Annotated in this window: 13 protein-coding genes; 7 read left to right on the forward strand and 6 right to left on the reverse strand. The window is 73.2% G+C overall.

The window, feature by feature from the left end; genetic code table 11:
- Positions 1-1101, forward strand: a 1101-nt coding sequence (locus ACIHFD_RS24755) for a heavy metal translocating P-type ATPase (protein WP_397368882.1), incomplete at its 5' end; no start/stop codon positions are given.
- Here ACIHFD_RS24755 and ACIHFD_RS24760 read toward each other — a convergent pair.
- Positions 1051-2247 carry an MFS transporter gene (locus ACIHFD_RS24760; RefSeq protein ID WP_397368883.1) on the reverse strand — a complete coding sequence of 399 codons (1197 nt, stop codon included), beginning with the start codon at positions 2245-2247 and terminating at the stop codon, positions 1051-1053. The two genes, ACIHFD_RS24755 and ACIHFD_RS24760, sit on opposite strands and share 51 nt — an antisense overlap.
- A gap of 67 nt (positions 2248-2314) precedes the next feature.
- Here ACIHFD_RS24760 and ACIHFD_RS24765 point away from each other — a divergent pair, with 67 nt between their 5' ends.
- Entirely contained in the window at positions 2315-3706 is a 1392-nt protein-coding gene (locus ACIHFD_RS24765) for a PLP-dependent aminotransferase family protein (RefSeq protein ID WP_397368884.1), read from the forward strand.
- Here the strand turns inward: ACIHFD_RS24765 and ACIHFD_RS24770 are convergent.
- Positions 3662-4180: a universal stress protein gene (locus ACIHFD_RS24770; RefSeq protein ID WP_319715898.1), complete on the reverse strand. Its 519-nt coding sequence runs from the start codon at positions 4178-4180 to the stop codon at positions 3662-3664. The two genes, ACIHFD_RS24765 and ACIHFD_RS24770, sit on opposite strands and share 45 nt — an antisense overlap.
- Positions 4181-4291: 111 nt before the next feature.
- Between ACIHFD_RS24770 and ACIHFD_RS24775 the strand changes: the two genes are divergently transcribed.
- The 3 genes from ACIHFD_RS24775 to ACIHFD_RS24785 are packed head-to-tail and all read left to right on the forward strand — an operon-like array spanning position 4292 to position 10311.
- A complete protein-coding gene (locus tag ACIHFD_RS24775) occupies positions 4292-7489 on the forward strand; it encodes a BTAD domain-containing putative transcriptional regulator (protein WP_397368885.1) in 3198 nt (1065 codons plus the stop codon).
- Positions 7490-7524: 35 nt separating this feature from the next.
- Positions 7525-7686, forward strand: a complete 162-nt coding sequence (locus tag ACIHFD_RS24780) for a hypothetical protein (protein WP_350732326.1) — start codon at positions 7525-7527, stop codon at positions 7684-7686.
- 48 nt (positions 7687-7734) lie between these two features.
- Positions 7735-10311 (forward strand): LuxR C-terminal-related transcriptional regulator, encoded by a 2577-nt coding sequence (locus ACIHFD_RS24785; RefSeq protein ID WP_397368886.1) that lies wholly within the window; start codon positions 7735-7737, stop codon positions 10309-10311.
- Here the strand turns inward: ACIHFD_RS24785 and ACIHFD_RS24790 are convergent.
- Both ACIHFD_RS24790 and ACIHFD_RS24795 read right to left on the reverse strand, forming a co-directional pair.
- Positions 10308-11027: a hypothetical protein gene (locus ACIHFD_RS24790; protein WP_397368887.1), complete on the reverse strand. Its 720-nt coding sequence runs from the start codon at positions 11025-11027 to the stop codon at positions 10308-10310. The two genes, ACIHFD_RS24785 and ACIHFD_RS24790, sit on opposite strands and share 4 nt — an antisense overlap.
- 178 nt (positions 11028-11205) lie before the next feature.
- Positions 11206-12075 (reverse strand): hypothetical protein, encoded by an 870-nt coding sequence (locus ACIHFD_RS24795; protein ID WP_397368888.1) that lies wholly within the window; start codon positions 12073-12075, stop codon positions 11206-11208.
- A gap of 196 nt (positions 12076-12271) precedes the next feature.
- On the opposite strand from ACIHFD_RS24795, the gene ACIHFD_RS24800 reads away from it, so the two are divergent.
- Positions 12272-12862 (forward strand): cadmium resistance transporter, encoded by a 591-nt coding sequence (locus ACIHFD_RS24800; protein ID WP_397368889.1) that lies wholly within the window; start codon positions 12272-12274, stop codon positions 12860-12862.
- Between the two features lie 58 nt (positions 12863-12920).
- The gene (locus ACIHFD_RS24805; protein WP_355203240.1) at positions 12921-13355 is read left to right on the forward strand and encodes a protein phosphatase; all 435 of its coding nucleotides are present in this window, start codon (positions 12921-12923) and stop codon (positions 13353-13355) included.
- On the opposite strand, the gene ACIHFD_RS24810 is transcribed toward ACIHFD_RS24805, so the two are convergent.
- Complete coding sequence (locus tag ACIHFD_RS24810; RefSeq protein WP_350732337.1) at positions 13338-13604, reverse strand: hypothetical protein; 267 nt, start codon at positions 13602-13604, stop codon at positions 13338-13340. The genes ACIHFD_RS24805 and ACIHFD_RS24810 overlap by 18 nt on opposite strands.
- Positions 13604-13954: a winged helix-turn-helix domain-containing protein gene (locus ACIHFD_RS24815; RefSeq protein WP_350732339.1), complete on the reverse strand. Its 351-nt coding sequence runs from the start codon at positions 13952-13954 to the stop codon at positions 13604-13606. Before ACIHFD_RS24815 ends, ACIHFD_RS24810 begins: the two co-directional genes overlap by 1 nt.
- Positions 13955-13971 lie beyond the last annotated feature (17 nt).

Genomic DNA, 13971 nt, shown 5'->3' on the forward strand with positions numbered 1-13971 from the left:
CTCGGCACCGGGAACGGGGTGGCGGCGGCGTTCACCGCGGCGGTGGCGGTGCTGATCATCGCGTGCCCGTGCGCGCTGGGGCTGGCCACGCCGACCGCGTTGCTGGTGGGCACCGGGCGGGGCGCTCAGCTCGGGATTTTGATCAAGGGTCCGGAGGTGCTGGAGTCCACCCGCAAGGTCGACACGGTTGTGCTGGACAAGACCGGCACGGTCACCGAGGGCAAGATGACCCTGGTCGCGGTGCACCTGGCCGAGGGGGAGAACCGCGAAGAGGTCCTCCGGCTGGCGGGTGTGCTGGAGCACGCCTCTGAGCACCCGATCGCTCAGGCCATCGCCCGCGCGGCCCAGTCAAAAACGGCGGTGGAGGACTTCGCCAACGTCGAAGGCCTGGGCGTGCAGGGCATCGTGGACGGCCACGCGGTGCTGGTCGGCCGGCCCCGGCTGCTGGCGGAATGGTCCCAGCAGCTGCCCGACGGCCTGAACAGCGCGCTGGAAGCCGAGCAGGCCAAGGGCCGCACCGCGGTGGCGGTCGGCTGGGACGGCCAGGCCCGCGCCGTTCTCGTGGTGGCCGACGTCATCAAGCCCACCAGCCGCCAGGCGATCGAGCAGCTCAGGGCGCTCGGCCTGCGGCCGGTGCTGTTGACCGGGGACAACGAGGCGGTGGCCAGGACGGTGGCGGCCGAGGTGGGCATCGATGAGGTGATCGCCGAGGTGCTGCCCGCCGACAAGGTCGAGGTGGTCAAGAAGCTGCAGGCCGAGGGCCGGGTCGTGGCCATGGTGGGCGACGGGGTCAACGACGCCGCCGCGCTGGCCCAGGCCGATCTGGGGCTGGCGATGGGCACCGGCACGGACGCCGCGATCGAGGCTGCGGACCTGACGCTGGTGCGGGGTGATCTGCGGGTGGCGCCGGAGGCGATCCGGTTGTCCCGCAGCACGCTGAAGACGATCAAGGGCAACCTGTTCTGGGCGTTCGCCTACAACGTGGCCGCCCTTCCGCTGGCCGCCCTGGGGCTGCTCAACCCGATGATCGCGGGTGCGGCGATGGCGTTCTCAAGCGTGTTCGTGGTGAGCAACAGCCTGCGGCTGCGCCGCTTCAAGTGACCGCTGTCCCCATCTTACGGCCGGCGCCATCAAGGCGCCGGCCGCCGCGAACGCCGCGCCGAGCAGCAGCCAGCCGAGGGTGCCACCGCCGAGCACCAGCGTGGTGAGCGCGACGGGCCCGAGCATCCTGGCCACGGCCACGCCGGTGCCGAAGAAGCCCTGGTACTGGCCCTGCTTGTGGTCGGGGGCGAGCCCGAAGCTGATCTCCCAGGACCCGGAGGCCAGCAGCATCTCGCTGAGGACCTGCAGGCCGGCCGCCACGAGCAGGAACAGCCACCCGTACGGGCTCAGTGCGAACACCGCGCAGGCCGCGAACATCACCAGACCCGCGTACCGCACCGACCGGGCGGCGGACTGCAGTCCCTTCACGCGCCGGGCCACCCGCACCTGGAAGAGCAGCACGGTGACGGTGTTGAGCAGCAGCAGGACCGAGACCATCCAGGTGGGCGCACTCGTACGTGAGGCGATCCAGAGCGGCACGATCAGGCTGAGCAGCGGCATGTAGAAGAGCATCACCGCGTTGATCAGCGTGATCAGCGCGTACGGCCGGTCTCTGAGCACCGCCAGCCGGGGGCCGGGCGCGGCCGGCGGGACCCGTACGGAAGGCAGTTTGAGCAGCAGCCCGGCGGCGACCAGGAAGCTCACGGCGTCGAGCGCGAACACCGCCAGATAGGCCGGCCGCGTGCCGAGGTGCAGGGCGAGCCCGCCCAGGGCGGCGCCGACGGCCAGGCCGCCGTTGAGCGTGGACTGCAGGACCGCCCGAACGACCGTGCGCTCCTCGGGGGCGATCAGCCCGGCGAGCAGGGCCTGGCGGGCGGCCGACAGGCCCGTCTGCGCCGTCCCGTACAGGCAGGTCACCAGCACGAAGAGCCCGAACGAGCGGACGAACAGGAACGAGGCGACCGCCGTGGCGGTCGTGAGCGCGAGCAGGACGGCGACGCCGCGCGGCCCGCGCCGGTCGGCGAGGTGGCCGAGCGGCACGCCGGCCACCATGCCGACGGCCCAGCCGAGAGTAAGGCCGAGGCCGATCTCGGCGGCCGACAGGCCGACGATCCTGGTGAAGTAGAACGCTGAGGTGACGAGGTAGACGCCGTCGCCGATGGAGTTCGCGAGCTGGGCCTGAGCCAGGATGCGCCGGGGTGCCATACCCTCATCTTCGATCCCCCATTGTCCCGATATAAGCTCCAATTTCCGGCAAAGTGATTGGGCCAAGTTGGACGTTCACATAAGCCTTCAAGGGCGGGGTGACCTGGCCGCACAGGTCTACCGGCAGCTGCTCGACGCCATTCTCGACGGCCGGCTCAGATCGGGCGAGCGGCTGCCTCCGACCAGGGAGCTGGCGCGCAGGCTGGAGATCTCCAGGAACACGGTCGCCGTGGCCTATGACCGCCTGGTCGCCGACGGGTTCCTGGTGGGACGGGCGGGGGCGGGCACGTTCGTGTCGGGGGAGTCGGTGCGCGGCAGGGCGGCCCCGAAGGGCGTGGTGCGGCCGAGGGCGTTCTGGCAGGGGATCGAGGCACCGCGAGCCATGCGAGGCGCCCGGTACGACTTCCGGGTCGGCATGCCGGACCCGCGCCTGTTCCCCATGGAGACGTGGCGCCGGCTGGTGGCCCGCGAGCTACGGGTGAGCGCCGCCGCGTACAGCAGCCCGTCCGGATATGAGCCGCTAAGAGCGGCTATTTCACGTCATATAGGTATCAGCCGCTCGGTCCACGCCGGCCCCGACGACGTGCTGATCACGAACGGCGCCCAGCAGGCGCTCGACCTCATCGGCCGCGTCCTGATCGAGCCGGGCGCCTGCGTGGCCGTCGAGGAGCCCGGCTACCCGCCCGCCCGCCTGCTGTTCCGCTCGCTCGGCGCCCGCGTGGCCGGGGTGCCGGTGGACGAGGAGGGCATCGACGTCCGGGCCATCCCCGGCGCCGCGCGCATCGTGTACGTCACCCCCTCACACCAGTTCCCCCTGGGCACACCCATGTCGCCGGCCCGCCGCGCCGCCCTGCTGGCCTGGGCCGAGCGCCGCAGGGCGGTGGTGATCGAGGACGACTACGACAGCGAGTTCCGCTTCGGCGAGCGCCCGCTCGAACCCCTCCAGAGCCTCGACCGCGCGGGCCGCGTCATCTACGTGGGCTCCTTCTCCAAGACCCTGCTCCCCATGCTCAGGCTCGGCTTCCTCGTCGCCCCGGCCTCGCTGGCCCCGGCGCTGCGCGCGGCCAAGCAACTGTCCGACTGGCACAGCGACGTGCCCGCGCAGGCCGCCCTGGCCCGCTTCATCGACGAGGGGCTCCTGTCCAGGCACATCAGGAAGGCGACCCGCGAGTACGCCGCCAGGCACGCCATGATCGCCGAAACGCTGGCGGGCGACGAGCGGCTGCGATTGGTCCCGTCCACCGCAGGCCTGCACCTGTGTGCCCGGCTCGCCCCGGATATAGAGGTACGTCCCGCGCCGGATCTCGCGGTGGAGCCGCTGGAGGCGTACTGCGGTGAGAGCCCGGCGCAGCCCGGCGTGGTCCTCGGCTACGGCGGCATCACCAGGGACGACATCCCCGAAGGACTCAGGCGCCTACGGATGTCGGCGGCTCCAGAACCGGCGGGCCCGCTCCCCTGACAGCTCAGGGTCGTCGGGCGGCGCCGGCTGCTGAACGATCACGACCGTGGTCCGCGCGTGGCGGGCACAGTACATGCTGGTCGAGGGCAGGAAGATGCGGCTGAGCAGCCCGCGCCGGCTCCGCCCCAGCACCAGCAGGTCGCCCTCGCGGGCCAGGTCGACGAGGTGATAGCCGGGATCGCCGACCCGGCCGATCACCGCCGTTCTGATGTCGTCGGGCACGCCGCCCGCGACGTCGTCGAACACGCCGGCGATCACCTCGCTGCAGCGCGCCTCCTCGCCGGCCCGGAGCGCGTGCTGGACGGGCAGAGCCTCGGGGAATGGGTGGACGGGCGCGCGGCTGACGTGTACGGCGACCAGGGCCATCCGGTGCAGCCTGGCCGCACCGATGGCCCAGGCAAGCGCCCAGCGCGAGGCCGGGGACTCGTCCACCCCCACGATCAGCCTCGCACCGCCGGGCAGTTCCTGTTCCACGGTGCCTCCTGTTAAGAAGTACGACCATAGTGCGCCCGCCGGTCTGTTACCGGGAGGTGGCACTTTTCGAACTATGGAGTCCCCCCGCGAACCCCGGCGTAGCATGCGGGGGTGGACCGAGGGTGGGTGCGACCCCGTCCCGCCCTCGACCGGCGGCTGGACGCGGCGCTGACGTACAGGCTCACCTCGCTCGTCGCAACTACAGGCTACGGGAAGTCGACTGCCCTGGCAGGGTGGAGCCAGGCCGTCGGCGCGGTGCTGCACCGGCTCGGGCCCGCTGATCGTGATCTTCCCACGCTGGCGGGGGCCGTGGCATCGGCTCTGTCGGAGCGGGTGGCCGGGTTACCCGCCGACCTGGTGACCGCCGCGGACGCCCCGCTCGGGCCCGACGCCGACGAGGTGTCCAGGGCCGCGGCGCTGGCGGGCGCGCTGGCCGAGGCGCTGGGCAGGCGGCTGCGGCGCGGCCTCGCGCTGGTCTTCGACGGCATCGACGCCATCGCGGGCGCCCCGGGCTCCGTGCGGTACGTGGAGACGCTGGTCCGCGTCGCCCCCAGGCACCTGCATCTGGTCACCGCGTCGCGGGCGCCGCTGCCGTTCCCGACCGCCCGGCTGCGCCAGGACCACGAGGTGCTCGACCTCGACGCGACCGATCTTGCGCTCACCCCGGACGAGACGGCCGCCTGGGCGCGCGACCGGCTGGGCGAGCAGGGCGCGGCCGTCGCCGCCACGCTCCACGACGCCTGCGGCGGCTGGCCCGCCGCCGTGCAGGCCGCGCTCGACGCGCTGGCCCGCGAGGACCCGTCCGGCTGGCCGCGCACGGCCGCCGGGCTGGCCGCCAACTCCGCCACGCTCGAACGTCTCACGCTGGCCGCGTTCAAGGACCTGCCGCCGGCGATGCGGGAGCTGCTGCGGGCCGCCACCGTCCTGCCCGTGCTGACCTCCGGGCTGGCCGCCACGCTGGGCGCGCCGCCCGACACGCTCGACTCGCTCACCAGCCGCGGCCTGTTCCTCGAGGCCGGTCAGGACGGCCACCGCCTGACCCTGACCAGCCGCCACGTGCTGGCCAAGCACGCGCCGCTCGACCGGCACGAGGCGCACGACGTGGCGGCGGTCGCGTCCCGCTGGTACGTCGAGCACGACCAGCCCGAGCTGGCCCTGCGGGCCGCCGTCGCGACCGAGCACCCGGGCCTGGCGGCCGCGCTCCTCGACTCGTACGGCCTGCGCCTGGCCGAGCGCGGGGACGTGGTCGCGGCGCTGGAGCTGCTGCCCGAGGCCGCCAGGAACGCGCCCACCATGATCAAGCTGGCCGGCGTCTCCGAGCAGAACCGCGGCCAGTGGACCCGCGCCCGCGACCTGCTCGCCCGGGCCGCCGAGGGGCCGGCGTTCGACGCGTTCGTGGCCAGGCGGCTCGGCCTCATCGACCACCTGCGCGGCGACCTCGACGCGGCCCTGACCGGGTACGCCAGGGGATACGAGTACGGCCTTCCGCCCGCCGACGCCGCCATGTGCGCCGCGTCCATGGCGTCGGTGCTCTGGCTGAAGGGAGACCGGGCAGGCTGCGCCGAGCTCGCCGACAAGGCGCTCGAACAGGCCGGCAGCCTGGGCGACCCGAGCGCGCTGGCCATGGCCAACACGGTCCTGGCCATGCTCGCCGCGCTCGACGGCGACCGCCGAGCCAACGACGCCCACTACCTGCGCGCCCTGGAGTACGCCGAACGCGCGGGCGACATCGTCCAGCTCATCCGCATTCACGCCAACCGGGCCTCCCGCCACGTGGACGAGGGCGCCTACACCGAGGCGCTGGCCGAGACGGAGATCGGGGGCCGGCTGTCCGACCTGGTGTCGTTCGCCCCCTATGCCGCCCTGAACGTCTCCAACCGCGCCAAGGCCCTGATCGGGCTCGGCCGCCTGGAGGAGGCGGCCACCGAGGCCGCCGACGCGGTGGCCAGGTGGGAGGCGATGGGCTCTCGCCTGGTCGGCACCGGCCTGAACCGGCTCGCCGAGATCAACGTCCTGCGCGGCGACCGCAGGGCGGCGGCGGCGATCTACCGGCGGATCATCGCCGACTCGGCGCCGTCGGGCGAGGTGCAGTCGCTGTCCAACGCGCTCAACGGCCTCGCCGAGCTGCTGGCCGACGACGATCCGGCCGAGGCCGCACGCGTCGCAGAGCAGGCGCTCGAACACGCCGAAGGCATCGCGGGGGTGACCGCCAGGGTCGTGGCCGCCCGCGTGGCGCTGGCGGGCGGGCGCCACGACGACGCCAGGGCGCTGCTCGACGAGACCGAACCCGTCGCGGTGAGCCGCAGGGACCACGCCTCGCAGGCCGCCATCGCCGAGCTGCGGGCCGAGCTGGACGGCGACACGCGGCCGGCCGACGAGGCCGTGCGCACGTGGACGATGCTCGGCGACCCGGTGGGACAGGCCAGGGCCGAGCTGGTCAGGGCGGCCCTGGCCGACCCGGCGACCGGCGGCGAGCTGGCGGCCGGGGTGCGCGAGCGCATGCACGCCATCGGCTGCCGGGCGCTCGACGACCGGATCGACGCGCTGATCGCCCGCGCCGCTCCCGCGCCGGGCGTGAAGGTGATCGTCGAGACCATGGGAACGTTCCGGGTGCTGCGGGGTGGCGTGCCGGTCCCGCGTACGGCCTGGCAGTCGCGCAAGGCGCGCGACCTGCTGAAGATCCTGGTCAGCCGGAGGGGGAGCGGGATCGGCCGGGAGCGGCTGGTCGAGATCCTCTGGCCGGACCAGGAGGGCGAGGCGGTCGGGCTGCGCCGGCTGAACGTCATGGTGTCCACGCTGCGCGCGGTGCTGGATCCGGCGCACGAAAGCCCGGCGGACGAGATCGTGGTCTCGGACGAGGGCGCGTTACGGCTTGACCTGTCCAATGTGGACGTCGATGTCGAGAAATTTCTGGATCTGGTGGCTCAGGCCGTACGGCTGGACCAGGCAGGACGTACGGCCGAGGCGTTGGAACGGTGGACGGCGGCCGAGAGCGCGTACGGCGGGGAGTTCTGCGAGGAGGACCCCTACGCGGACTGGGCCGTGGGGCTGCGCGAGCAGGCCCGCCTGGCCTACACGCAGGCGGCGGCCAGGCTCGCGGCGGCGCGGGCGAGCGAGCGGCGCTACGACGAGTCCGCCCGCTACTGGCTGCGGCTGCTGGAGCGCGACCGCTACGACGAGCGCGCCCACCTGGGCCTGGTACGGGTGCTCGACCTGGCCGGCCGCCGCGGCGACGCCCGCAGGCGCTACCACCTCTACACGGAACGCATGCGCGAGCTGGAGGTCGAGCCCGCCCCGTACCCCACCTGAACCAGACCTGAACCGCCCGGCGAGATGGTTTCCAGATGAGAACGGTCATCGTCCGGCTGGTCGAGCCCGAGCAATCCGGCGGCCAGCTCCGCGGGCTGCTCGAAGAGGTGGGGGGCGAGCCGGTGCCGTTCAGCGGCACGGAAGCCCTCCTCGACCTCCTGCGTTCCGCCGCCGGGCTGGGCATAGAGCATTCCTGAACCTCGCGCGAACCTCCGTGACGACGATGGGTGTCGAGAGGAGGCGCGATGAGCGAGCAGGGGAGCGGTTGGCCGTTCGTCGGGCGAGGGGGGCCGCTCACGACCGTGCGGGCGGCGCTGCGGTCGGGAGCGGGCATGATGATCGCCGGTGAGGCCGGGGTCGGGAAGAGCAGACTGGCGGCGGAGGCGCTGGCCGGGTTACCGGGGTACGCGGTGGTGCGCGCGCTCGGCACGGAGACCGCGTCGATGATCCCGTTCGGGGCGTTCGCGCACGTGCTGACGGGCCCGCCGGCGGGCGGCGAGAACCTGCTGAGCTGGGCCGCCCGCCACCTGCGCGAGCGCGCGCCGCGGGGCGAGCTGCTGGTCAGCGTGGACGACGCGCACCGGCTGGATCCGGCCTCGGCGGCGCTGGTGCACTACCTGGCGGACAGCGGCGCGGCGCGCGTCCTGGTGACGGTGCGGTCCGGGGAGCCGCAGCCGGCGCCAGTGGCCGCGCTGTGGAAGGACGAGCTGCTCGACAGGATCGAGCTGCCGCCGCTGACGAGGGCCGAGGTCGGGCAGGTGCTCGCGGGCGCGCTCGGCGGTGAGGTGGCCGCGGAGACCGTACGGCACCTCGCGCGGGTCAGCGAGGGGAACGTGCTCTACCTGCGCGAGGTCGTGCAGGCGGGCCGCAACGCGGGCTGCCTGACCGAGCGGGACGGGCAGTGGCGCTGGCGGGGCGAGCTGTCCATGACGACCAGGCTGCGCGAGCTGGTGGGCGACCGGATCGGCCACCTCGACGAGGACGAGCGCGAGGTGCTGGAGCTGGTGGCGTTCGGGGAGCCGCTGGGCACGGAGCTGCTGGTCTCGCTGACCTCGGCCCGGGCGGTCGAGCGGGTCGAGGACCGCGGCCTGGTCGTGGCCGTCAACGAGGGCAGGCGCGAGCAGCTGCGGCTCGGCCACCCTCTCTACGGCGAGGTCGTCCGCGGCGGCTGCGGCACGCTGCGGACGCGGCGGCGGCTGCGGATGCTGGCCGACGCGCTGGAGGCCAGCGGGCTGCGGCGGCGCGAGGACGAGTTGCGCGCGGCCGTGTGGCGGCTGGACTCCGGCTCGGTCGCGGCCCCCGAGATGCTGGTGTCGGCCGCCCGGCTGGCCTGGGGCAGGCAGGATCCCCACCTGGCCGAACGCCTGGCCAAGGCCGCGATCGACGCGGGTGGGGGCGTGGCCGCGGTCGCGGTGCTCGGCGAGGTGCTCATGGTGCTGGGCGACGCGGACGCGGCGCTGGCGGCGCTGCGGCGGGCGGCGCGCGACGCGGTCACCGAGGCCGATCGCGCCCAGCACGCCTTCAGCCTGGGGATCAACCTGGCGTGGGCGGGCGCGGACGCCGAGGCGTGCGAGGTGCTCGACCTGGCCGCCGTGACGCTGACCGAGCCCGTCTGGCTGCAGGAGGCGCACATCTACCGCGCTGTGACGGACTGCTTCGCCGGGCGGCTGACCGGGGCGGCGCGCTCGCTGGCGCGGTCCCGTTCGTACGGGCCGATGTCGCGGCGTGCCGACGCGCACGCGGCGGCCATGGAGGCGTGGGCCGCGGCGTACTCGGGGCGTACCGGGGAGAGCCTCGCCATCGCCGCGCGAACGCTGGAGAGCGTCGACAACTGGCGGGACGAGGCGCCGCACGCGCTGCCGAGCTTCCTGGACGCGCTCTGCGCCGCCCAGACGTTCGCGGGCCTGCTGGAGGCGGCGGACCGGTCGGCGGAGCAGGGGATGGAGCTGCCGGCCGCCGAGCTGTCGGTGTCGGGGTTCGCGGCATATCGGGCGATGGTCGGCCGGTTGCGCGGGGACGTCGCCGGGGCGCTGCGCTGGTGCCGGGACGACCTGGCCAGGATGCCCGGGCGGGAGCCCTATCTGGGGCGGGTGCTGGCCGAGCAGGCGCACGCGCTGGCGCTGCTGGGCCGTACGGAGCAGGCTCGGGAGGTGCTGGCGGAGGCCGGCGCGACGGCGTCCAGGTGGGCCTTCACCCGGCAGCACGTGCTGCAGGCCGAGGTGTGGGTGGCGGCTTCCGGCGGCGAGCTCGACGAGGCGGTACGGCTGTGCCTCGCGGCGGCCGACCACGCCGAGCGGCACGAGCTGCACGCCGGCCTGATGTTCGCGCTGCACGACCTGGTACGGCTCGGCGCCCCGGACCAGTCCGCCAGGCTGGCCGGTCGGGTGGACGGCCTCCTGGCCGTGCTCCTGGCCAGGCACGCCCGCGCGATCGGCGACCCGGTCGAGCTCCGGGCGGTGGCCGGGGAGTTCGAACGGCTCGGGATGCTCCTGTACGCGGCCGAGGCCACGGCCCAGGAGGCGGCGGCGCACCGGGACGCGGGCCGCGGCACGCTGGCCAAGGGCGCGCAGACCAGGGCGTGGGCGCTGGCCAGGCGCTGCCCTGGCGTGTCGACCCCGGCACTGGTGGAGCTGGCCACGCCCGAGCTGACGCCGCGCCAGCGGGAGATCCTCCAGCTCGCGGCCGCCGGGCTGACGAACCGGCAGATCGCCGACCGGCTCACGCTGTCCACGCGTACGGCCGCCAATCACCTGCAGGCGGCCTACGAGAAGCTCGGCGTGAACGACCGCACCCAGGTGGGCCGCCTGCTGGCGGCGCTTTAGATCAGTTTCAGCAGGCCGTCGTACAGCGCCCGCCGCTCGTCCTCGGCCAGCACCTGGTACGGCCGCGCGGCCCGCAGGTTGGTCTCCGCCTCGATCCGCGCGCGGACGGGCCCGTCCCGCAGGCCGACGATCTCGGTCGCGGACAGGCCCTCCGCCTGCCAGGCCCGGGCGTGGGCGTCGGCGCGGTGGTAGCGGAGGACGGCGAGCCGGTTGAACAGGAGCAGGCCCGGCCCGCTCCCCTCGGGCTCGTAGGGAGGTGCGACGAGTTCGAGCGCGCCGCCCGGCAGCCGCTCGGCCCCGTCGAGCACCCTGCCGGCCAGGTGGGCCAGCCGTGGCAGGTCCTGGCCTGCCCAGCTCCGCCCGGCGGCGGCGCCGTGCGCCTCGTACAGCTTCCGGATGAACGCCAGCCCCGGGGCCGTCGCCCTCAGCGCCCCGTCGCCGTCCTCGGCCAGGGTGCCCTCGCTCAGGTGCTCCCGGATCCCGGCCTCTCGCTCGGCCGCGTCGCGGTAGCGGTAGACGGCGCTCAGGCCGGCTCGGGTCAGCGGGCGCAGCGGCAGCACGAACCTGAGGTCGTACAGCAGCCCTGTGCTCACGCCGGTGGTCTCGGCCAGTGCGGTGATCGCTCTGCGGGCGGAGGCGTGCACGTTGACCTGGGCCGCGTCGATGACGGGCGCGATCGCCGCCGCATACTCAGATATTTCCCGAATTTCCGGCATTGTCCGCCATTATGCCCGCGTTCGTCGGGTCGGGGCCGTCATCTTCAGCCCTGCGTACGTCCTGCTGCTGACCCCGGCGGCGGGTCGCTGGTTCGATCGCTGAGCCCGGTGTCGCGCGTTCCGGCGATCAGACGGGTGTGTTCGCTGATCGCCGGTGCACGGCACCACGATCCGGGTCTTAGCCCTTGCTCCAGATCGCCGCGATGGTGCTGCCCTCGGTGTCCAGGACCTCGGGACGGTAGCCCAGCGCCTTCAGCTCGGTGGCCTTGAGCGTGTAGGTCAGCTTGGACAGGTTCAGGTACTCCTTCAGGCCGGTCGCGCTGCCCTTGCTCCACACGGTGGTGTAGAGCTTGCCGGGCTCGACGGCCATGAGGACGGGACGCAGCCCGGCCTTGGTCTTGGCAAGGAGCTCCTGGCCGCGCTGCGTGACCGTCTGGCCGGTGGTCACCTGCACGGCGCCGGTCGCGGCCCCGGCGACCCAGACGGCCGCGTAGAGGGGCTTCTCGACCGTGCCGTAGACGTCCAGCGAGGCGACGCTGAAGCCGGCGGCGGCGAGCTTGGCGTTGGTGGACGCGAAGACGTCCTTGGTCATGCCGAGCTTGGACTGGACCTTCTCGGTCGTCTTCTCGAAGACCGCCGCGAAGATGGCGCTGGGGCCCGTGCCCGTGCCGGTGATCATGGACGGCACGAAGCCGCTCTTCGCCTGCTCGGCGATACGCGTCGGCAGGTCGGTCGCCGACAGGCCCTGCAGGACGCTCACCTTGCGGGTGGTGTCCTTGATCCAGACGGACGTGTACTGCGGGTTGGCGGCGTTGGTCACGCTCAACGCCTCGGGGACGTAGCCGGTGCCGAGCAGCTCCTTGACCTTCTTGAGCTGCTCGGTCGGGTTGAGGCTATCGAGGGAGAGCCAGTCCAGCAGCGGCAAGCTCTGGACGCTCTTGGTGGTCTCGGTGGACTGCTGGGCGCTCGCCGGGGTCGCGATGGCCAGCAGGGGAGCGACTGTCGCCGCCACAGCCGCAGTGATGGCGACGGTCCTCGGGGTCCTCATGATCCTCCTCGGGTAAAGGGTGTCCGTTTCTGGACAGTGAGTGACCATAACAAAGGATGAGCGAGAGTTCACCAGGTGTGACCACATACGCCGCAATCTGCGTCAGAAAGCTGGGGGCCCAGGTGTCAGGATGACTGTCAACCCGGGGACGGCAGGGATCGTTCCAACATCGCGAGGGTCCGGTACGGTTCCAGGCGTGAATGCGGGCATCATCGGGCAAGCCGCCGGCCTGTTCGCCGTGACCAATATCGACGACATCGTCATCCTGGCGCTCTTCTTCGCCCAGGGGGCCGGGCACCTGCGGATCGTCCTCGGGCAGTACATCGGCTTCGCCGGGATCCTCGTGGTCGCCGTCGCGGCCGCCTTCGGGGCCACGTTCCTGCCCGAGCCCGCCGTCCCGTACCTCGGCCTGCTCCCCCTCGCCCTGGGCCTCAAGGCGGCCTGGCAGGTGTGGCGCGACCGCGCCGACGGAGGCGGCGACGACGACCCGCCCGCGCGGGGCGGCGGGCCGAAGGCGCTGGAGGTCGCCGCGGTCACCTTCGCCAACGGCGGCGACAACATCGGGGTCTACGTCCCCGTCTTCGCCACGTCCGGCACCTCGGGCATGACCGTGTACGTGGTCGTCTTCCTGATCCTGGTCGCCGTCTGGTGCCTGGCCGGGAGGTTCTTCGCCACCCGCCCGCTGATCGCCGGGGCGCTCAGCCGATGGGGGCACATCCTGCTGCCCCTCGTCCTGATCGGGCTCGGCGTGGTCATCCTCGTCGAGGGTGGCGCTTTCGGACTCTGAAGTCCGCCGAGAGCTGAAGATCGCGTGCCCTGGCAGCCCCCGCGGCTACGCTCGCACCATGACAGCTACCTGGGAGCCCACGGCGGCGGGAGTGCTGCGGCTGCCCTCAGGCCGGCTCGTCCGCGGCCGGGGCCTGCGGCGCCCGCTCCCCGAGGGGCCGCTCCCCACGTTCGCTCTTTACCTGCTGGGCCGCCGGCCCCCGGCCGTCGACTGGGAGCACCGGTGGGTGCGCTGGCCAGACTTCTGGCTGCCGTCCGACCGGGGCGCGGCGGCCGGCGCGTTCCGCGAGGCGTGGGCCCGCGCCGAGTCCGAGCGTGTCGAGGTCGCGTGCGGCGGCGGCCGGGGCCGCACCGGCACCGCCCTGGCCTGCCTGGCCGTGCTCGACGGGGTGCCCGGAGACCGGGCCGTCGCCTACGTACGCGAGCACTACGACTCGCACGCCGTCGAGACCCCCTGGCAACGCCGCTACGTCGCCCTATTCGACCGTTCTTAGGATCTGCTCGATCGAGGTGGTGCGGGCGCGCAGCTCGGCCAGGTCGGCGGCCATCCGCTGCTGGGCGTCCATGGTGTTCTCGGCGAGCTGCTCGAACCGGCGCACGAGCTGCCGCAGGTCGTCCGCCTGATGGGCGTCGAGCTTGGCCTTGCGCATCTCGAACATTCCCACGGCGAAAAGGGCGATCAGGAAGCCGACGACGAGCAGCACCCCTAACGAGAAGATCGCCGCGGGCCAAGAATCGATCATCAGGAGTGCTCCTTGGGTCCTGGACCCTTCCCCGGGTCCGGCCTGGTGAGGGTCTTGGCCGCCTCAGCCAGCGCCGACGCGGTCAGGTGCAGGCTGAAGTCCGCGACTTCGTAGTACTTCATGGCCTTGCCGTCGTCGGACAGCTCCAGGGTGCCGACGATCAGCCCGGCCGCCTCGAGCCGTTGCAGGTGCATGTGGAGGAGCGGGCGGCTCACCCCGATCTCGCGGGCCAGGTGGCTGACGTAGTCGCGCCCGTCCGCCAGCACCGCCATGATGCGCAGCCGCAGCGGGTTGGCCAGCGCCGCGAAGATCTCGACCAGGTCGTCACCTGTCGGCCCCGGCACTGTCATGGCTTCCCGTCACGTGT

The organism is Nonomuraea sp. NPDC051941, assembly GCF_044593615.1.